This window comes from Pedobacter duraquae, assembly GCF_004362245.1.
GTDB classification, from domain to species: Bacteria; Bacteroidota; Bacteroidia; order Sphingobacteriales; family Sphingobacteriaceae; genus Pedobacter; species Pedobacter duraquae.
This window is the reverse complement of the sequence record NZ_SNWM01000002.1, coordinates 190,670-211,536: the sequence shown is the minus strand read 5'-3', so window position 1 is coordinate 211,536 and position 20,867 is coordinate 190,670. Positions and strand designations below refer to the sequence as shown.

Sequence of the window (20,867 nt, the reverse complement as noted above, 5' to 3'; positions counted from 1 at the left end):
AATTCTTAAACAGATTAAATTTTTAAATTAGCTATATTTAGACCCTATGAAAATACTAGTTGTAGACGACGAAGCAGACGTTCAGCCACTTTTTCTGCAACGGTTTCGGAAAGAGATTAAAAATCATGAAGTTGAGTTTAATTTCGCGCTATCGGGTGAGGAAGCATTAGCGTTTCTAGAAACCAGGCATTCTGAAGTAGTGCTGATTTTATCTGATATCAATATGCCTGGAATGAGTGGTCTGGACTTGTTAAGCAGGATTCGGCACGACTACGATACCCCTCCGCCAGTGGTGATGATGATCACTGCTTATGGAGATGAAGAGAATCATCGACAAGCAATTGAACAGGGAGCAAATGACTTTCTGACCAAGCCCCTTGATTTTAATTTGTTAAAAGAAAAACTTAAAACCTTCGAAGAATAATGGCTAAGATACTCGTGGTAGATGATGAAGCAGATTTAGAGATCTTAGTGAAACAGAAATTTCGCAAAAAGATCAGAGAAAATGTGTATGAATTCGTCTTCGCCCAGAATGGAGAAGAAGCATTGCTTAGGATTCAGGAGCATCCGGATATTGATATTATGCTTTCTGATATCAACATGCCTGTAATGGATGGACTTACTTTGTTAAGTCGCCTGCCGGAAGCAAATCCTATGCTCAAGGCTGTGGTAGTATCTGCTTATGGCGATATGCAGAATATTCGTATGGCTATGAACCGCGGTGCGTTCGACTTTGTATTTAAGCCGGTAGATTTTGAAGATCTGGACCTGACGATGGAAAAAACGATACAGCATGTTAAGCAGCTGCAGGAAACCATTAAGGCGATCAAAGAAAATAATATCCTCAGGATGTATGTTGACGAGAACGTCCTGAACTTTATGACGCACAAAGGTTTTGAAAATAGCCTTTTAGGAAATGAAATAGTAGAGGCTACGGTAATGTTTATCGACATTTGTGGCTTTACAGCGATTACAGAGAAAGTTCCGGCAAATACTGTTGTGGATCTGATCAATACGCTGTTTGATAAAATTGTGCAGGAAGTGATTAGTCATGGTGGTCATATCGATAAATTTATGGGTGATGCCGTGATGGCGGTGTTTAGGGATAAATTCCATCTGGATAGGGCTATAGATGCAGCACTGGCAATAAAGGCGCAGTTGAATGGTGCGGAGACTTTCAAGTCTGGCGACTATGAATTTAAACCAGAAGTGTCAGTTGGCATCAATTCGGGCGAAATGGTTTCTGGGAACATAGGTTCGGCCTCATTAAGAAGGCTCGATTATACAGTTATCGGAGATTCTGTTAATCTTGCACAACGGTTGCAGGGCGTAGCAAAAGCCAGCCAGATCCTGATTACGGAGCAGGTTTATCATCTTGCGAAAGAATCTTTTAATTGTATAGAAGTGGGTGAATTTACCCTTAAAAATAAAGAATTGCCAGTACTTACGTATGAGGTAACGGAATAATTAATGGCGCGCACGGCGTTTTAAAACGCCGCCTGCCGCTTCTTTCACTACACTGGTAAATACAAAAGCTTTAGGATCTATTTCGTGGATCATATTTCTTAATCTTCTCAGCTCAAGTCTGGTAACTACGGTGAAAACGATATCTACAGGGTGACTTACGTCGAAACTCTCAGGTAGGAAACCGCGCTCTCCCTTGTACACAGTAATACCACGGCCGAGTTTCATAACCAATCTTTCTTTGATCACCTCACTTTGTCCGGAGATAATGGTTACACCAGTATATTCTTCCAGCCCCTCGATCACGAAGTTGATCATCCGGGAAGCAGTGTAATAGGTAAGAATGGAATACAAGGCTGTTGGCAGACCCAGCTTAATGGCTGCAATAAGGAAAATGACGATGTTTATGCCCAGGATAATTTCACTGATGGTGAAGCTTATCCGCTTACCGGTGTATAAAGCCAATACCTCAATGCCATCCAGTGCGCATCCTCCGCGGATGGCCAGTCCAATACCTATTCCCATAAACACACCGCCAAAGATAGATACCAGCAGCTTATCGGAAGTGATCTGTGTTGCAGGCAGGAAATGAAGGCAGAGCGCCAGGCCTATAATGGCTGCAAGCGTGCGCAGTGCAAATGTTTTATTAACCTGGAAAGCACCCATTAAAATGAAAGGAATGTTAGCGATAATGATCACATAGGCAATGTTGACATGATATAACTCATGGATCAGCAAGGATATTCCAGTTACGCCACCATCAAAAAAGCTATTAGGTACCAGGAAGCTCTTTAATGCAAATCCACAGAAAAGAATTCCTGCAAGGGTATATCCGGCATCAATAATATGGGTCTTAATCGGTGTGTTGTTCATCTTGGTTATAATAAGGCGTTGATGTTAAGTTCTTTTGTTGCATTTCTGCGGCTGATAGAGGTGGCTGTAAAATAGTGGTGCTGCTTCAAAAAATCTATCTGCATCTGATCCCAGGTGTCTTCGTTATCTATCAGTCCCTCAGCGTGCATCTCTTCATATAATTTCTTTCCATTTGCGGCAAAATCTTCTCGCCCGAGGTAATCCAGGTCAGCGTCACAAAGGATTTGTTCTGCAAGAGAACGGGGTTGCTGTGGAATCCGGGTTGCCATAATCAGCCGGCAAACTTCTGCGATATCTTCTTCGCTGTAACCAAAAGTACGCAGCGCATCTGCTGCAATGATACAGGACTGCTCCTCGTGGTCTTTCCGGTGCTTTAAATAGCCTGAATCGTGGTACAACGCCGCTATTAATAAAAGCTTCAGCGCTTTCCCGTCAACATGCTCGGCCCGGGCGATAGATGCGGCACACTGATAAACGTCCAAAGTATGTCCGAGATCATGGTAAAGCAAATGCCTGGGCAGTTCTTTTTGTAGTTTTTTCAGTATGAATTTACCCTCGGGGCTATTTTGCATAAAAAATCTATTCAAGGGCTAAGATATTAATGTTAGCTGAGCAATGAAAACGATTTCTTCGAATTTTAATAAATTCATGTGTAGCTTTTTAGTGTTGGTTTAATGAAAATGGCTGTTTCTTGTTAGTTAGCAAAATTTATTATCCATATATTTAGCTATGCAAACGGTGACCATAGATTGGCTAAAAAAGATCGAAGTTTTACAGGATATTCCCGACGCACAGCTGCAGTGGTTTATCGATATGAGCGAAGACAGGAGCTTTGCTGATGGCGATTATGTATTAGAGCCCGGGCAAGCCTTAACCGGGCCACATATCCTGCTGGAGGGGAAAATGCGTTTCTTCGTCATGCAATCGGGCTCCATGCGCGAGTACCTGATATTTGAGCCTGGAGCCATTACTGGTTATCTTCCTTTTTCCAGAGCTAAAATATCCTCCAGCTATGTTCAGGCCATTGGAGAACTTCGGATGCTCATGTTTCCTACAGCGCACATCCATGATATGATTACGCAGAATTTCGAATTGACACAAGCCCTGGTGCATATCATGTCAAACAGGGTGAGGGAATTTGCTAACTTTCAGCAACAGGGGGAAAAAATGATGGCGCTTGGTAAGCTTTCAGCAGGCTTAGCGCACGAATTGAATAACCCTGCTTCGGCGATAGTGCGCGATTCGAGCACACTCATCAAACATGTTCAGTTATCACCGGAGGTATTCAAAGACCGTTTTTCTATTAAGCTTAGTCCGGAAACAGTAGATACGCTGTCGGATACTTTTTTTGCTATTATTAGCAAGGAAAGGCCGCTGGCACCAGGACTTAAGCAGCGTACTGCTTTGGAAGATAAGCTGGGTGACTGGCTCGACGATAACGACATAGACCATGCCTGGGAAATTGCAGAAAACTTTGTTGACTATAATTTCTCTATAGATAATCTTGATGCACTGGCCGCAATCATACCGGAAGCTTACCGTTCTCCATTGTTTAACTGGATGGCTACGAAGTTATGTGCTGAAAAGATGATGGGTGATATACGTGAGTCTGCCCGCCGTATTGCTGAGTTGGTTAACTCTGTCAAGAATTTTACGCATATGGATCAAGGGCAGGATAAACAATATGCAGATATTCATAAGGGTATTGCAAATACCCTGACTATGCTTGGCTATAAGATCAGGAAGGGCAATATTGAAATTGTACAGGATTATGATCTGAGTCTGCCGCCTGTCAACGCTGTTATTGGGGAGCTTAACCAAGTCTGGACCAACCTGATTGACAATGCACTTGATGCGATGGAACCTACAAAAAAGGGGGTGTTAACGATCAGGACTAAAAAGGATGGCGAATTTGTTGAGGTAACAATTACAGACAACGGTCCCGGTATTCCTGCTGAAGTCCAGTCGAAAGTTTTTGACCCTTTCTTTACCACAAAGGAAATGGGCAAAGGCACAGGGATGGGGCTTGAAGTGGTACACCGTATTGTTGACCAACATAAAGGAACAGTGAAACTGAAATCTAAACCTGGAGAGACCGCATTTGTGGTATGCTTTCCAATTAACGGATAAATATTACGTAACATAAAATGAGTAGACCGATTATATTTTGTATTGACGATGATCCCCAGGTACTTCGTGCGATTAACCGCGACCTGAGGTCAAAATACAGTTCTTTGTATAAGATCATGACAACCACTTCGGCGCAGGAAGCACTGGAAATGCTGACTGAACTGAAGAACAGTGGTGCAGTGATTGCGTTGTTTGTATGTGATCAACGGATGCCGGAAATGGAAGGTGTAGATTTTCTCTGTAAGGCAATCAACATTTTTCCCGATGCCAAGCGGGTGCTGCTAACGGCTTATTCTGATACTGAAGCAGCAATAAAAGCAATCAATGACGTGCAGTTGGATTATTATCTGATGAAACCATGGGATCCGCCAGAAGACAGGTTGTACCCGGTTATAGATGGATTGATTGGCGACTGGCAGAATAACTATGTTCCTGAATTTACAGGGATCAGGTTGATTGGATTCCAGTTCTCACCGGCATCACATACCATCAAAGATTATCTGGCGGGGAACTTAATTCCATACCGCTTTCTAGACTTTGAACGGAGCACTGAGGCTACTGAACTGGTAGAGATGAATAATCAGGGTAACGAAGATCTGCCGCTTGTTTTGTTTGAAGACGGAAGCTTCATAAGTAAGCCAACCATCAAGGAAATAGCGGAGAAAATAGGGATCAATCCACAGATCACAAACCATATTTATGATGTTGTGATTATTGGTGCGGGGCCTGCCGGTCTTGCTGCGGCTGTTTATGGCGCATCTGAAGGATTGAAAACACTGATGATTGAGCGTAAGGCGCCAGGCGGACAAGCCGGAACGAGCTCCAGGATTGAGAACTACCTGGGTTTTCCAGCCGGTTTGAGTGGTGCCGATCTGACGCGCCGGGCAATTACGCAGGCAAAACGACTTGGCGCAGAGTTTTTATCGCCACAGTCTGTTAGTGATATCAGGCAAAAGGACGGTTATAAAACTATTATCCTTGAAGATGGACCCGACATATTGAGCCGTTCAGTAATCATTACCACCGGTGTTGATTACCGGAAGCTGGAGGTTCCAGGCATCAACGATTTTACCGGAGCTGGGATATATTATGGCGCTGCGCTAACGGAGGCTGCCGCATGCACGAATAAAGAAGTTTACGTTTTAGGAGGGGGTAACTCTGCCGGACAGGCAGCCGTATATCTGTCTAAATTTGCCAAAAATGTCTATATCGTAATCAGAAAAAATAGCCTGGTGAGTACAATGTCTGCCTACCTGATCGCGCAGATTGCCGATATTCATAACATTACACTTATTATTGATACTGAGATTACAACTGCAACGGGTGCCAATAGCCTGGAAAAATTAACGTTAACCAATGCTGTTACTAAACAAAGCGAGGTTCGTGATGCTGATGCTCTGTATATCTTTATAGGGGCAAAACCTTATACCGATTGGATTCAGCTGGATATTATTAAGAATGATAAAGATTTTATTGAGACAGGGCGAGATCTGAAAGCATATGCTGATTTTGAAAAGATCTGGAAGTTAAAGCGTGATCCTTTCTTGCTGGAAACCAGCTGTTCGGGTATTTTTGCCGCCGGGGATGTTCGGGCAGGCGCAATGAATAGGGTAGCATCTGCCGTAGGGGAAGGATCCATGGCGATCAGCTTTGTGCATAAGTATCTGGCAGAAGTTTAAGGGAATAATCCCCCTTAAGGGGGGGATTATTTTTTTCTTACTTCTTCATATAGTTCAATCAGCTTTTTCTGCAGCGATAACAAATCCTGCTCTCTCGCTAAAAGCTTTTCTTTAAGTTCATTTAATTCGTCTACCTTTTCCGGAATTGGTGCATCTCCCTCTTTTGCAAGTATCTCGATGATAGAAACATTGAACAAGCCTGCAATTTGATGAAGTCTTGAAATGTTAATGTCAGTGAATCCTGTTTCAATTTTAGAAAATGCAGGGATAGATATGTTAAGTCTTTTTGCGACTTCCCCCTGGTTCCAGCCATTCTTGTGGCGGAGCATTCTGATGTTTTTACCGATGTTGTTCATTGTGTTATGATTTGTTTAGGATTATCCTGAATGGGTGAACCCATTTCGATCTCAGGAAATTATAGATACATGTACGGAAACTGAGTTGACGTGGATTTCATTTTACAGATTAAATTTAAATAATAAGTCAATATTTAATTTAAACCATAGGATTATTGGCCTTTGGGAGAGCGATAATTTAAAATTATTACCTTATGGTTGAATATACAAAATTAATGTTAACTGTGCAAACTAATTTAACTTCGGGCATCATTTATGTGTTAGAACAGCTAAAATAACACTATGAATATTGAAACCCGGAAACTTACACTGGAAGATTATACAGACCTTAAGGAGTCTATGGAACAGGCATATGACACACTTGGCGGCTCAATATGGAGTAAACAAAGTATTGCTAAATTGTTAAAGCTGTTTCCTGAAGGCCAGCTTTGTATTGCTGTGGATGACAAAGTTGTAGCATGCTCACTGTCTTTAATAGTAGACTATGATGAATATGGGGACAAGCACACTTATCAGCTGATCACCGGTAATTATACATTTTCGACACACGACCCTACAGGGGACACCTTATATGGTATAGAAATTTTCGTATCTCCGGATTATCGCGGTTTGAGATTGGGCAGGCGCTTATACGAAGCTAGGAAAGAACTATGCGAAAGTCTGAACCTGAAAAGCATCATTGCCGGTGGACGCATACCGGGATATCATGCGCATGCGGAAGAACTTAGTCCAAGACAATATATCGATAAGGTTAAATCAAAGGAGCTTTACGACCCTACGCTAACGTTTCAGATCTCTAACGATTTCCATGTGCGTAAAGTATTGAAGAACTATCTGCCTGGAGATCATGAATCTAAAGAATTTGCAACATTAATTGAATGGAATAATATTTACTATCAGGGGATCGATGCCTCGGCACGGTCGGCAAAGACAATCAGGATTGGCCTTGTACAATGGCAAATGCGCTTGTTTCCTGATATGGATACCTTTTATGAGCAAGTTGAATTTTTTGTCGACGCGGTAAGTGGATATAAATCCGATTTCATCATGTTCCCTGAATTCTTCAATACGCCACTACTTCAGCCCTATAATCATTTGCCGGAAATGGAGGCTATGCGCAAGCTTGCAGGATTTACTGCTGAGATTGTAGAGAAAATTCAATCCTATGCTGTTTCCTATAACGTAAATATCATTTCAGGTACTATGCCTATAGTAGAGGGAAACAAGATGTACAATGCCAGTTACCTGTGTCACAGGAGTGGGAAAACTGAAGAATATAGAAAGGTACATATCACCCCAAATGAACAGAAATATTATGGGATGATTGGAGGCGACAAGATTCAGGTTTTCGATACCGATTGTGGTAAAGTAGGGATTCTGATTTGTTATGATGTCGAGTTTCCGGAGTTGAGCAGAATTCTGGCAGACCAGGGTATGCAGATTTTGTTTGTACCTTTTCTAACCGATACGCAAAACGGATATACACGCGTGAGGCATTGTGCACAGGCCAGGGCTATAGAAAACGAGTGCTATGTAGCTATTGCAGGTTGTGTAGGTAATTTACCAAAGGTTAACAACATGGATATTCAATTTGCGCAATCAGCAGTATTTACGCCCTCCGATTTTGCATTTCCAACGAACGCCGTTAAAGCAGAGACCACGCCTAATACGGAGATGATGCTGGTAGTAGATGTTGATCTTCATTTATTGGACGAGTTACACCATTTTGGAACGGTAAAAGTGTTGAAAGACCGGCGCAAGGATCTATACGAGGTGCGCCTCTTGAAATAACGTTAATGCGTAGCTTTTACGCGGGATTTTTCTGTATCGTTGCTGCCTGATTTATCGTCATTTTGTTTAACAGTTTTCTTGCCAAAATTATACGTCATACTCAGTTTGAATACCCTGCTTTCGCTCTTTTGTGTAAGTTGGTAATCCTGGCTGGGTATGGCACTACTGATGCGTGCTTTTCTGGTATTGAACAGATCTGTTGCGCTTGCCTTGATTGTGAGTTGCTTACCTAAAATATTTTTGCTAAGCCCCAGATCCATACCGTAAAGTGGTTTTACTGCGTAGGTTCCGTAGATTTGGGGCGACTGATAGTCAAATGCAATCTCTGTATCAACCAGTTTGCCAACTTGCAAGGTCTGCGTAGTGTTTAACAGATAAGTGAGTTGGCCAGCGCTATAAGGCAAGCCCATCAGGTTGCTTGTTTGGTATTTATTTCTGTATACCGTCAGGTTGTTTGTACTTTGCCACCAGGAGGCAAAAGTTACCGGTACTGCAAAGACAAGATTTATAGTTTGTTCTCTGGCAAGGTTCTGGTCTTTAATATAAAGTGTCTTTTTTACTGTGTCAGTTATTAATGTTGTCGTGATTACGTCTCTGGTTCTGCTGTATCCGAGACTTACATTGCCTATCTTTTTTAAATTATAACTTAACTCAAAAGCACTTGTATACTGCGGATTCAGGAATGGATTCCCTACTGAATAAGTAAAAAGGTCAGCAAAATAGCTGAAAGGATTCAATGATTGGTAATCAGGACGGTCTATCCTGCGGCTATAGGAAAAACTAATTTCATCCGCAGGAGACAACTCCCTGTTAATGGAAATGTGTGGAAAAAAATCCAGGTAAGTACGTTTCACGGTATTATCCTGACCTGGAGAAATGCCCTTCGACGCAGTAAGCTCAGCCCTAAGCCCAGCCTGGATATTAAGCCCATATTTCTGAACACTGAGTTCGGAATAAGCGGCCTGAATAGCTTCCCGATAGCTGAACTCATTACTTTTCCCAATGTCCTTGATAAAGCCCGTGGCATTGTTGTTTAGGTAGGCAAAAGCATTCTCAGTTTTAACGTAACTGCTCTTGAAGCCGCTTTCCAGTTTAATACCTTCAGTCAGTTGCCTGCTGTAGTCAATCTTTGCTGCCCAGATATCAATTTGCGAGGGTGTCTGGTTCTTGAATAATAATGCTGGTTTGAAGATCTGCCCACTCGAATTGTAGAAAATGTTATTATAGATAAAAGTATTAGCACTTGTGAATCTTGAGTAGTCGAGGTCGGCGTTTAGTTCTTGTCCGGAGGTATCAATCTTAGATCGGAGATTTAAGTTATAACCAAGGCTTTTATATCGGCTATCCCCGTTACTTATTGAGTAGATGCTGGAATCCGGAAGGATAGGCTGTTGCCCGATCAAAGTTAGATTGTCTGTATTTATAGTGTTTTTATTCGTAAATCCTGTTGTTACAAAACCCAGAACAGTCTTGTTGGTGAGGTTGTAATCCAGCCCGGCTTTTAAATTGTGACTTTCCTTTGCATATAGATCGGTACCGCTTTGCCTGAAAAAAGTTTGTTCATTACCGTTGTTGTTACTTCTCGATAAATTCAAGATTTCATTTTCTTTTAGGTTTTCAAAACTATACTGTCCGAAAAAGTGAAATTTTGACGATCGGTGGTTGATCAGTAAGCTGGCATTTCGCTTAAAGTAATTACCGTAGCCGCCAACTGCGGTGAGGTTTCCATTTGTTCCGTAGTCTTCGTTTTTCTTGAGTCTGATGTTAATGAGGCCCCCGGCACCCGAAGCTTCGTATTTTGAAGAGGGGCTTCCGATGAGTTCAATCGCTTCTATGGAAATCCCATTAGTTGCGCTAAGGAGATTTCTGACCTGCTCTGTGGAAAGGTATGTTGGTTTACCGTCGATTAGCACTGTAACACCACGTTTACCGTTGAGACTGATGCTGCCGTCTCTTTCTACGTGAACACCCGGGGCTTTGGAAAGAATTTCCAGGGCAGAAGAGCTACTGGAAACGCTGCTATTGGAAACATGTAAAGTTGTGGTGCCATTCTTTTGCGTCACTAAAGGTTTTTTACCGGTGATCTGCACCGTATTCAGTTCCTGGACTTCGTTAATTGTGGAAGTTGAATCCGCTTTCTTTTTTGTTGAATCCTGTGCGAAACCAGGGATGGCGATAAAAAAAGGAATGCAAAAAGAGAATAAAGAGCGGTTAATTTTTATCTTCATGCTACTAAGCTAAAGTTTCGGGATTGCCGCCAGAAATCTTTAACATTGTTTAACAAGCTAACCAAATGAAGTTTACGTTACCACTATACGGCCTGCTACTGTGTGCCGCTATCACTATAAGTTTTGTGCAGGAACCCATCCCGGTAGTTGAAAAGCCTGTAGTCAAGATAAAAACAGGGCTAATTTCTGGCGTTACAAATCCGGGAACAGGCGTCAGCAGCTATAAAGGTATTCCCTATGCGCAGGCTCCGATAGGAGATCTGCGCTGGCGGGCACCACAACCTGCTAAACCATGGCAGGATTTGAAGGTTTGTGACGCCTTCGGACCAAGTCCATATCAAAATAAACCAGGCCCATTTAGTATGTGGTCTCAGGAATTTATTATCCCCGAGCAACCCATTAATGAGGATTGCTTATATCTTAACGTATGGGCGGCTGCAAAAGGTAAAAAACCTAAGCCTGTACTGGTATGGATTTATGGTGGTGGCTTTGGGTCAGGCGGAGCCAATGTTCCGGTATATGATGGAGAAGCATTGGCAGCTAAGGGTATTGTATTTGTAAGTTTTAACTACAGGGTAGGCGTCTTTGGATTTATGGCACACCCGGCACTCTCGGCTGAATCAGGGCATCAGGCATCGGGTAATTATGGATTGATGGATCAAATTGCCGCACTGAGATGGGTTAAAGATAATATTGCTGCGTTTGGCGGTGATCCGGATCAGGTAACAGTAGCAGGCCAATCGGCGGGATCTATGAGTGTAAGCTGTCTGATGGCGGCTCCTGCGGCAAAAAAGATGTTCAGTAAAGCGATCGCCGAAAGTGGTTCTTACGTGCTTAACCATAATGGTATTGAAGACTTGCGTACTGCTGAGCAACAGGGACTGGCTATTGCAGAAAAACTGCAGGCTAAGACGCTGGCAGAATTACGCGCTGCTCCCGCCAGTGCTGTACAGCGATCGGTGGTGGGTAATTTTAAACCTATTGTAGACGGATATATATTGCCGGAGGCTGTTGGCGACTGTTTTGCTGCGGGCAGGCAGCATCAAGTGCCTTTGCTTACCGGATGGAATGCTGATGAGATATATGTAGCTGAACCAATAAAAACTGTACAAGGTGTTCAGGAAAAGCTCAAAAAACAATATGGAGATAAAGCGGAGATATTATTAAACTACTATCACGTAACTGATGAATCGTCTGCCATTTATGCGCAGCGGCAACTGGCCACAGCAGAGCGTTATGGCATGCAGAATTTTACACTCGCTAATCTGCAGAGCAAGATTCCCGGATTGCCTGTTTACGTATACAGGTTTTACAGGAAGGTGCCTGGAAATGGTGAGTATGCTAAATTCGGTGCCTTCCACACCTCCGAAGTTCCATATGCGTATCATAATCTTCGGTTTTCAGATCGGCCCTGGCAAGCAATAGACTACAATTTGGAAAAACAAATGTCAGACAGTTGGATCAATTTTATAGTTAATGCTGATCCAAATCATCAGGGGATGGCCAAATGGGGGAAGTATGATCAGAAGAATTACCAGGTTATGGTATTCGATGAGGAGATACAACCTGCAGCACTTGCTGAAAAAGAAGTACTACAGGTTATTGTTGCTGCGCAGACTGTTAAAGTACCCTAACTGTTAGGTAGCTTGGGTTTTCCTTAGTGCTGTAAAGCTTATGTGTTGCTTTAATAAAATCGGTATCCTTGGCTTTCATAATATCCTGAACTTGTTGGGTATTCCTGTCAATCAAAGGGAACCAGGTACTTTGTAACTGCACCATGATGCGGTGGCCTTTCTTGAAGGTATGGAGTACGTCCTGTAGTTCAAAGTTTACCGGACTTATCTTGCCAGGAACAAAGGCTGTTGGTTTGTCAAAGCCCGTGCGGAACTTTCCGCGCATAGCCTCACTTCGCACCATTTGCTGATAGCCCGACATTTTAACTTCCTTGCCTGTCCATTTATTATTTGTTGCCGAATCAGGGTATACGTCAATGACTTTAATTACCCAGTCGGCGTCTGTGCCGGTGGTAGACACTTTTAAGTTGGCCCAGATATTTCCGGCGAGCGTAACTTCGTTATCAAGAACATCTGTTTGGTAGGTCACAACATCGGGTCTTGCAGATGCGAAACGCTGATCAGCAGTCATGTAGTCACGATCCATGTCCATAGACTTCCGATTTAGGAATGGGACAGGGTTTGCAGGGTCTGAGTCAAATGTGCTGAGTTCGGTTTTTCCTGCCGCAGGTGCCGTAAATGCTAATTTGCCACCCGGTAAAAAATATAGCTTTTTCTCTTCAGCATCTTTCGGTGGCCAGGTATTGTAGGTTTTCCATGCATTTGCACCAGTTTGAAATACGGAAACTTTGGGTAGATCTAATGGAGTGTCTTTAAGATAATGACTAAAAAAGGCAAACTCAATTTTCTCTCTATAAAAAGGACCGGTAGCTTTTCCGAAATCTACATCACCCAGGTGGTCGCCATCTCCTCTGGCCCAACCACCGTGTACCCATGGGCCCATAGCAAAATAAACTGGTGTTTTCGGATTATTGGCGGCAAGTACTTTATAGGTATTAATGGCGCCATATAAATCTTCTGCATCGTACCACCCACCTGTAACGAGTGTTGCTGTTTTAATATTGGTAAGATGGGTCAAAACATTTCGATCTTTCCAATGCTGGTCATAATTAGGATGATCCAGTAATTCATTCCATAAACGGATGGTATCCTTATAATACTTAAGATTAGAATTTCGCATACTGCCCATTTTGAGGAAGAAGTCGTAACCATCCTCTGTGCCAGGATTAAATCTGCCACCGCGGCGTTGTGTTGGTTTGTCATCCTGACGATTAGTAAATCCGGGATAAAATCCGAAATTGGCAACGAGCATAAAAGCACCGTTGTGAAAGGCATCATCGCGGTAGAGATCTGCAATTGGAGCTTGTGGCGAAGCGGCAACAAGCGCAGGATGTCTGCTTAGTAAAGCAGTAGTTGTATAGAATCCCGGATATGAAATTCCCCATACACCAACTTTGCCAGAGTTGTTTGGAACATTCTTTAACAACCAGTCAATTGTATCGTAGGTGTCGGTACCCTCATCAACAGCACTGGAATTTGGATGCTTATCGAGTTCGGGAGTCATCTCCTCGTAAATACCTTCGCTCATATAACGGCCCCGCACATCCTGATAAACGAAAATATACCCGTCATGTAAGAACAATGAAGAAGGCCCCAAACTTGCTTTGTATACTTCCGGTCCGTAGGGTGCAACACTGTAACAGGTCCTGTCCATCATAAACGGATATGTTTTACTCTTGTCTTTAGGGACGTAAACAGAAGTAAATAGTTTTTTTCCATCCCGCATAGGGATTTGGTATTCGTACTTCTGGTAGTTTGTTTTAATAAAAGCAGCATCCGGATTATTTTGCTGCGCGATAGCCGTGAAGCCCAGGAGGCTCAACGTCCAAAGAATGAGATATTTCATGATGTTAAGTTTGGTGTGCGAATATAACTGGAAAATACTACTCGCGTAGAGTTTTTAGCTATTGTCTGCAGAAATGGACGGTTGGTTAAACAAAAGTGGGTGTTTAATAATTAATGTTTATGTATATGTCTTGTTTTTAGCTGATTATAGATGATATTGTAGTATTTGCGTTTGTTTTTTGTTGATGTTTTTCTGTTGTTTATACTTAATCAATGTGTAAACTACGCGATTTAACGATAAAATTACCTGCTTCTCATGAATAATAGAAAATAGGAATTGTAATTGATTAGTCATGAATAGATCTACAAATCTATTAACCTTTTCTAAAATGATAACTATGGAAACTATTAGAACTGATTTTAACAGCCAATTGTACACACACAAAGATGGATTACTTTCCTTTGCGATGTCTTTTACTAAAGACACTGACGACGCAGCGGATCTGGTTCAGGATACGTTGTTAAAAGCGATTCATTATGCACAAAATTTTAAAGAAGGTACAAATCTTAAGGCGTGGTTATACACGATCTTAAGAAACACTTTTATTAATACATATAGAAGAAAACAAAGGGTAAAGACCATGGTAACTGTTACGGATGAAATTTCATCTGATCAACTTAGATTTAGTTCAACTAACAATCAGGGTGAGAACAAATGCACGATGGACGATATCAATAAGGCTTTAGCAAAACTGCAACCGTGTTACTCGGTACCGTTTTTGAGATTTTTTGAGGGTTATAAATACCACGAGATCGCAGATGAGTTGAATATCCCGATAGGGACAGTAAAGACAAGAATTCATCTGGCAAGGGGGATTCTGAAAAAGAACCTTAAGATGTACCATGAACAGTTTCTTAAAGCAAGTTAACCTAATCCTCATATTGATAAAAAGGCTCCAAGCGGAGCCTTTTTTTATGCTGAAGTGTTTTTCATTTGCTCAATCAGCATTTTTAAGGTTTCCATCACCTGATCAAGGTTACTCTGGTTTCCTGTAACTTTTGCAATCATAATACCGCCTTCAATCAGTGCGATCATTGAAAGCGCCAATACTGAACTGTTTAATTCTTTTTTAAATTCCCCGTTTTGAATTCCGGCGGTGATGAGATCCTGTATATTTTTTTTCCAGTTGATAACGGCGTTAGCAGCACGCTTTTTTAACGCTTCATGCGTATCGTCTGCCTCGACTGCTGTATTAAGCACTGGACAGCCGCCCTTGGGGAAATTTCCCTTATTGAAACTATCGTACACGCTGGCGTAAACCAGTAATTTATCCTGATAGGTTGTCGCTTTTTCTATTCGTTGCTGAATAAGCTTGCGAACACATTTGTGATTGTAATCAAATACGGCGAGCGCTACCTCTTCTTTGTTTTCGAAATTGCCGTAGATACTGCCTTTCGTCAGGCCAGTCGCATCAGTTAGGTCGCTTAACGACGTACCTGCATAACCTTTTTTATTAAAAATTTCGGCTGTACGCTCGATAATAAAATTCCTGGTCCGGTCTGCTTTGCTCAATACATTGTCCATATTGCAAATATACCAAAAGGTATTTAAATATAACAGGATTAGTGCATGGAACAATAGTCTACATTTATTAGTTTAGCATTTAATTTTGAAGAAATGAAAGTTAAGGTTCGGTTGTCATTACTCTTATTAGGTATTCTGTTTAGCTACAATAGTATTGCGCAGCATCGTTTGTTACGAAATGAAATTGCCAGCATAGCACTGTCGGCGAAAGGCAGAGTGGGGGTAGCGATGGAGGTGTTGGAAGATCGGGACACACTAAGTTATCATGGTGGTTCGCGTGTGGTAATGCAGAGTGTTTTCAAATTTCCTATTGCAATAGCAGTTTTGCATCAAGTGGATCTCGGGAAATTGAAACTGGATCAGATGTTACATATTATCAAAGAGGATCTCCCTAAAAACTATAGTCCGCTTCGCGACAAATATCCGGAAGGGAATATCGACCTGCCTGTTTCGGAGTTATTAAGTTATATGGTTTCTTTAAGTGACAATGATGCCTGCGATATTTTATTGAATAAAATTCAACTTAAATCTGAGGTGGAAAGGTTTATTCATAACGTTGGAATCAAAGACATTGAAATCAGAGCTACTGAGGCAGAAATGATGGCAAATTGGGATGCGCAATATACAGATTGGACAACACCTGACGCCATGTTGAAACTGTTAAGGATATCCTATACTGATACAATTTTGCGTCCGTCAACTAAAAGCTTTCTTTGGGAAATTATGGAGGCAACATCCACAGCGCCAAAGCGGATGAAAGGTTTGTTGCCGCCGGGAGTAATCGTAGCACATAAAACAGGCACCTCCTCAACAAATTCCAAGGGCCTTTCGCCGGCAACTAATGATGTTGGCGTAATTACGCTACCCAATGGAAAGCATCTGGCTATCGCCGTTTTTGTCACGGATTCCTACGCTGATCCCGTTACCCGAGATCTCGTTATTGCAAAGATCACAAAAGCAGCATATGATACCTTTTCCGCAACTGCTACCAAACATCCTTAAGCCCATTTAAAAGAGCCTGCTCGTACCTTAGCTCATCAAATTTATATAGGAAGGGTGCCTTAAAAGCACCTCCGGTTCTTTTTTCTTCCAGTCGTGTAAGGATGTTATAGCTTATTATGCGGCGCTGGAAATTTCTCCTGTCCAGCTTCATGCCCAATATGGTTTCGTAGAGTCGCTGTAATTCGGGCATCGTAAAGGTGCTTGGTAAGAGGTTCATCCCAATTGGCTGAAAATTAAGGTGCAAGCGGATTGTCTTTAATGCTTGTTCTATAATTTGCCTGTGGTCAGACATGAGGGAGGGAAGTTCATTGACATCAAACCATTTGCAACTGACTGATGAGAAATCAGCCTGAGGGTCTACCTGTGTATATTCTACAAGGGCATAAAAACCAATGGTGATAAACCGGTCGAGCAGCCATTTATGAATTTCTGAGGACGTTTCGTCGTGCTCAAATTGCCGGTTTAGCAAGGTTGCCCGGTTATTTAACCGGGTTCTTTCAGGATCGCCAAATACATGGAACTGCTCCAGAAATATACCTGTCAGTCCTGTCCTTTCTTTCAGTACACGTTTTGGTGCTTCCTCGAGAAACTCATCTTTTTTAACAAATCCTCCTGGTAATGCCCAGGTTTTCTGGTCTTTGAGTTCAAGAAGCAGAACTTTCAATTCATTTTCATGAAAACCAAAAATTGCTACATCAACAGAAATTCCGGGCATGTAGCTGGAAATGTTCTTTATGAATTCGGAATTATGGTTTTCTGGCATAATGGGATCGGTATGTGGTTTTTGGACAATTTAGTAATTCTCAGAAGCTCCCACAAATTAAAGGCGTTAGCTTTATGTCATACATGGGATGTTACATCGCTTTTACAATGTTTTTTCGCAAAAACATATAGCAAAGTGCGATTACCGTCGTTGCTGCTGATGCATACATCACTGATGGGATTTTTGCGATAACATCCTGAAAGTACCATCCTGCGCCCAGCGCAGATAGCCCTATTCCTGCCTCCATGGCAATATACATGGTTGCCATAGCCTTACCACGGTGATCGGGCAGGCTCATGTCAATTGTCCACGCATTTAGTGCGGGTGATAAAACACCAGAGGCCACACCGTAGATGCAGGCACCAAGCATTAACCCGGCAACTGAAGACGAATAGCCAATAACGGACATGGATAGGATCAGTAAAACAAGGCCGGTATTGATGACCCGGATTCTGCCGTAGCGGTCTGATGCTTTTCCGGCAACAAAGCGAATAAGCAGAGAGGCGATTGTAAAGACCATGAAAAACAAGCCTTTATTGGCAATACCGAGATGACTGCTCCAATCAGGAATTAATGTTAGGATAACTCCATAGGCAATGTACGAAAGAAAGGTAACTAATGCTGCAGGTAGTACTTCCAGCGCAATCAGGTCTCTTCTTGAGATTTTGAGTAGCGAAAAGCTGAAGGGATGTTTTGGCTTCAGCGTCTCCTTCATGTTCATCAGTATGATGATCGAGAGTAAGGCGAAGATCGAAGATGCGTAAAATAAAACGTTTAAAGAATAATAAAGTCTTATGGAGCTGCCTATTGCCGGCCCAATTGCCATTCCGGTACTGAAGCAGAGACCATGTATGCCTAATGCTTCTCCCCAGCGTTCACGTGGGATGATGTCTGCGACATACGCTGCTGTTGCCGTTGGCTTGAATCCTGTAGAAAAACCGTGGAGCAGCCTCAGAAATAGGAATCCTGAGACAGTACCGAGTATCGGATACATAAAGCCGCATACGAAACAGACTACAGAACCAATTGCCATCACAGGAATCCTGCCCAATGTATCGGTTAGTCGGCCGCTAAATGGCCTGGAAATTCCGGCGGTAAGTGTAAAAAGTGCAATAATAAGACCTTTATATTGTGCTCCGCCAATGCTGCTTAAATATGCTGGAAGTTCTGGAATCAGCATATTGAAACTTGCTGAAAAAAGTAGGGAGCTCAGACAGACCAGGCCGAACTGTAAGGTGTAGATAGACGTTGCGGGCTTTAACATAATTACGCTGCAAAGCTACTATTACTTTGGCCGATTACTGCAATTTGGGGTCCGTTGTTTTCTTGATTTTCAGTGCGCTATTCATGCCTCTCACCGTTTCGTCCAGACTGGCAGCAGAAGCCTGCAGGTTATTGAGTATTACCTGTAGTTCTGCCGGTAAATCTTCAGTTTCCAGCAATTCGCAAAGGGCTATCATGTTTGCAACAGGTTTCCTCAGGTCATGAGACACCATATAGTTAAACGCTTCCAATGCGGCGTTTCGCTGCGTTAATGCAGTTAACATCCTTTCTCGCTCCAGCTCAGCGGTCTTTTTATCAGTGATATCCTGAACATAACCAGAAACATACTTTACTTTTCCTTCGCGGTCCCGGATCACAGTAATTGCTGTATTAATATATTTAACCTGTCCGCCTGTCAATAGCCTGAACATGTGGTTGTGAACGTGATTATTTGCATTAATAAGCCTGATTTTTTTACGGATCAATTTTTGGTCTTCCGGGTGAATATGCTTGATAAAGTGGTCATAAACCATTGCCTTCACATTAGGGCTCATTCCCCAGATTTTATACATTTCTTCCGATCCGCTAAGCATTCGGGTTTCAGGGACCATTGTCCAGGTTCCCAATGCAGCAAGCTGTTCAGCCTTTTTGTTTCTTGCATCCTTTTTAATCAGATCAGTAAGCATGTTTTTACGTACGACACTTTCCTGCATAGCGTTATTTACCAGTATGACTACGATAATGAGTATAAACAGCAAGGTAAGCGTTAGGGCAAGGTTTCGTAGTAGCTGAGCTGATGTAAGCATATTGCTGCGTTCAGCGAGTCGCTTTTGCTCAATGGCATTGATCAGGGTGCTATACTTGTCAGCTTCATCTACATAGTTTCCGCCGGTATGACTTTGAAGATAGGTAAGTGCCGGCAGAAAACCTGAAGTTTGTCTGATATGAATCATCTCGGTTGAGAGTACGATACGTTTACCTATATAAACTGTTAAAGAATCCAGGGCAGGGCGCATATTTAAATCTTCTGCGGTTAACATTCTGAATTGACCGAGATTCCTTGTTAAGGATTTCTGGGTGCCAGCGAATTTTTTCGTAGAGGTAGGTTCACCAGTCAAAAGATAACGTCTGGCAAGCATGCCGCTTTGTGCGGCAAGAAATTGTATTTTCGCAGCCGAGCTTAGAATTTCCTTGCTGTGATTCACAAGCATATTCACCATAATTGCACGCTTCGCAGTGTAATAAACAGCAAACAACAAGCAGCATAGAATTATTGCCAGCAGGTTAATGTTGTAGATCATTCTCTTATTGAACGCACGCATAAATACATCACTAATTACAGGGAAAAGGTAAGCCGGTATAGGACGAGAAGCATTTACGGCTACGCGCAAAAATAATCTTTTAAAACAATATATTCCTATAGGTTTTGAATTAAATGATGCTACTATTGCTTATAGGTGATGTTTTATGCCTTAAACGGGGGTTTTATAGCTATGCACGACAATTGGAGTATTTGTTGTGATAGTTCCGGAACCATTGTGGATTAAATTTTGGCCGAAAATAATTTTGTTGTTTCTGCTGCGGTAGCTAGCGAGGGTTTTTAAAGGTTCGCTGCCCTTTTTTCCAGTCTGCTGATCTACGGTAATCAATACACATCTGGCACAGGGCTTAACAGCAAAAAATGCTACTCCTCCAATTTCAAACGCTGAGAAAGTATCTTCCTCATGAGGCATTCCGCCTGAAAATACGAAATTTGGTCTGAAACGATCCATGAGGATGGGTTGATCCAGTTTCTGATTCAATTGATCTAAAGCGGCCATCCCAATTATGAGACAGGGATACCCGTCAGAGAAACGTACAACTTCTTTTTCATAGGCATATCGTGGATCTACATATCTTTCTTCCTCGTTGAGCATCTTGACAAGTCTGACATGCATACCGAGTAAGGATGAGAACCAGTCATTTACGGTCTTGCTTACCTCCATGCCATTGCATTGATCATCCCAGACTGTTACCTGGATGAGCTCGCCGGTTTCACAGTCCTTGTCGAATGTAATGTTAAGATCTGGATCTAATTTGTGCGCAACAGTAAGCTCTGATCCATTTATCTTAACCTGCAGCAAGGAAAGTAAATGGTGTTTACGCTGACTAACGAATGTACCTGACTGATCAATGAGCATCCATTGCCGGTCGTACTGCAATCCTTTTTGTTCTATAAGGCACTGATCAAGTCTTATTCCGCCAAGTGATTTGATGGGATAAATATAGATGTCTGTCAGCCGGTATTCGCTCATCCCTAAAGGTAACAAAAATC

Annotated in this window: 18 protein-coding genes; 8 read left to right on the top strand and 10 right to left on the bottom strand. The window is 42.2% G+C overall.

Annotated elements, in window-relative coordinates; translation table 11 throughout:
• Window positions 1–46: 46 nt before the first annotated feature.
• On the top strand, window positions 47–424 hold the full coding sequence (locus CLV32_RS06980) for a response regulator (RefSeq protein WP_133553866.1): 378 nt from the start codon (window positions 47–49) through the stop codon (window positions 422–424).
• Window positions 424–1,467, top strand: coding sequence for an adenylate/guanylate cyclase domain-containing protein (locus tag CLV32_RS06975; protein WP_208110967.1), 1,044 nt, complete (start codon window positions 424–426; stop codon window positions 1,465–1,467). Before CLV32_RS06980 ends, CLV32_RS06975 begins: the two co-directional genes overlap by 1 nt.
• Here the strand turns inward: CLV32_RS06975 and CLV32_RS06970 are convergent, their stop codons facing one another.
• Window positions 1,468–2,337 carry a YitT family protein gene (locus tag CLV32_RS06970; RefSeq protein WP_133553862.1) on the bottom strand — a complete coding sequence of 290 codons (870 nt, stop codon included), beginning with the start codon at window positions 2,335–2,337 and terminating at the stop codon, window positions 1,468–1,470. It abuts the gene before it with no gap.
• Window positions 2,338–2,342: 5 nt separating this feature from the next.
• On the bottom strand, window positions 2,343–2,909 hold the full coding sequence (locus tag CLV32_RS06965) for an HD domain-containing protein (protein WP_133553860.1): 567 nt from the start codon (window positions 2,907–2,909) through the stop codon (window positions 2,343–2,345).
• A 157-nt stretch (window positions 2,910–3,066) separates the two neighbouring features.
• Between CLV32_RS06965 and CLV32_RS06960 the strand changes: the two genes are divergently transcribed.
• Window positions 3,067–4,467, top strand: a complete 1,401-nt coding sequence (locus tag CLV32_RS06960; RefSeq protein WP_133553858.1) for a sensor histidine kinase — start codon at window positions 3,067–3,069, stop codon at window positions 4,465–4,467.
• Between the two features lie 17 nt (window positions 4,468–4,484).
• A complete protein-coding gene (locus CLV32_RS06955; protein ID WP_133553856.1) occupies window positions 4,485–6,146 on the top strand; it encodes an FAD-dependent oxidoreductase in 1,662 nt (553 codons plus the stop codon).
• Between the two features lie 26 nt (window positions 6,147–6,172).
• Here the strand turns inward: CLV32_RS06955 and CLV32_RS06950 are convergent, their stop codons facing one another.
• Window positions 6,173–6,502 carry a helix-turn-helix domain-containing protein gene (locus tag CLV32_RS06950; RefSeq protein WP_133553854.1) on the bottom strand — a complete coding sequence of 110 codons (330 nt, stop codon included), beginning with the start codon at window positions 6,500–6,502 and terminating at the stop codon, window positions 6,173–6,175.
• Between the two features lie 282 nt (window positions 6,503–6,784).
• On the opposite strand from CLV32_RS06950, the gene CLV32_RS06945 reads away from it, so the two are divergent.
• Entirely contained in the window at window positions 6,785–8,293 is a 1,509-nt protein-coding gene (locus CLV32_RS06945; protein ID WP_133553852.1) for a carbon-nitrogen hydrolase family protein, read from the top strand.
• A gap of 2 nt (window positions 8,294–8,295) precedes the next feature.
• Here CLV32_RS06945 and CLV32_RS06940 read toward each other — a convergent pair whose 3' ends face one another.
• On the bottom strand, window positions 8,296–10,521 hold the full coding sequence (locus CLV32_RS06940; RefSeq protein WP_133553850.1) for an outer membrane beta-barrel family protein: 2,226 nt from the start codon (window positions 10,519–10,521) through the stop codon (window positions 8,296–8,298).
• Between the two features lie 65 nt (window positions 10,522–10,586).
• Here CLV32_RS06940 and CLV32_RS06935 point away from each other — a divergent pair, with 65 nt between their 5' ends.
• Window positions 10,587–12,155 carry a carboxylesterase/lipase family protein gene (locus tag CLV32_RS06935; RefSeq protein ID WP_133553848.1) on the top strand — a complete coding sequence of 523 codons (1,569 nt, stop codon included), beginning with the start codon at window positions 10,587–10,589 and terminating at the stop codon, window positions 12,153–12,155.
• On the opposite strand, the gene CLV32_RS06930 is transcribed toward CLV32_RS06935, so the two are convergent.
• The gene (locus CLV32_RS06930) at window positions 12,142–14,001 is read right to left on the bottom strand and encodes a CocE/NonD family hydrolase (protein WP_133553846.1); all 1,860 of its coding nucleotides are present in this window, start codon (window positions 13,999–14,001) and stop codon (window positions 12,142–12,144) included. The genes CLV32_RS06935 and CLV32_RS06930 overlap by 14 nt on opposite strands.
• A 337-nt stretch (window positions 14,002–14,338) precedes the next feature.
• Here CLV32_RS06930 and CLV32_RS06925 point away from each other — a divergent pair, with 337 nt between their 5' ends.
• Window positions 14,339–14,869, top strand: a complete 531-nt coding sequence (locus tag CLV32_RS06925) for a sigma-70 family RNA polymerase sigma factor (protein WP_133553844.1) — start codon at window positions 14,339–14,341, stop codon at window positions 14,867–14,869.
• Between the two features lie 44 nt (window positions 14,870–14,913).
• Here the strand turns inward: CLV32_RS06925 and CLV32_RS06920 are convergent, their stop codons facing one another.
• On the bottom strand, window positions 14,914–15,525 hold the full coding sequence (locus CLV32_RS06920; protein ID WP_133553842.1) for a TetR/AcrR family transcriptional regulator: 612 nt from the start codon (window positions 15,523–15,525) through the stop codon (window positions 14,914–14,916).
• A gap of 93 nt (window positions 15,526–15,618) precedes the next feature.
• On the opposite strand from CLV32_RS06920, the gene bla reads away from it, so the two are divergent.
• On the top strand, window positions 15,619–16,527 hold the full coding sequence (gene bla / locus CLV32_RS06915; RefSeq protein WP_133553840.1) for a class A beta-lactamase, subclass A2: 909 nt from the start codon (window positions 15,619–15,621) through the stop codon (window positions 16,525–16,527).
• On the opposite strand, the gene CLV32_RS06910 is transcribed toward bla, so the two are convergent.
• The 4 genes from CLV32_RS06910 to CLV32_RS06895 all read right to left on the bottom strand — a co-directional run bounded on the left by CLV32_RS06910 (window position 16,511) and on the right by CLV32_RS06895 (window position 20,847).
• Window positions 16,511–17,290: an NUDIX hydrolase gene (locus CLV32_RS06910; protein ID WP_133553838.1), complete on the bottom strand. Its 780-nt coding sequence runs from the start codon at window positions 17,288–17,290 to the stop codon at window positions 16,511–16,513. The genes bla and CLV32_RS06910 overlap by 17 nt on opposite strands.
• 91 nt (window positions 17,291–17,381) lie before the next feature.
• Window positions 17,382–18,554 carry an MFS transporter gene (locus CLV32_RS06905; RefSeq protein WP_133553836.1) on the bottom strand — a complete coding sequence of 391 codons (1,173 nt, stop codon included), beginning with the start codon at window positions 18,552–18,554 and terminating at the stop codon, window positions 17,382–17,384.
• 34 nt (window positions 18,555–18,588) lie between these two features.
• Window positions 18,589–19,944, bottom strand: a complete 1,356-nt coding sequence (locus tag CLV32_RS06900; protein ID WP_133553835.1) for a CHASE3 domain-containing protein — start codon at window positions 19,942–19,944, stop codon at window positions 18,589–18,591.
• An 81-nt stretch (window positions 19,945–20,025) separates the two neighbouring features.
• On the bottom strand, window positions 20,026–20,847 hold the full coding sequence (locus CLV32_RS06895) for an MOSC domain-containing protein (RefSeq protein ID WP_133553833.1): 822 nt from the start codon (window positions 20,845–20,847) through the stop codon (window positions 20,026–20,028).
• Between the last annotated feature and the right edge of the window lie 20 nt (window positions 20,848–20,867).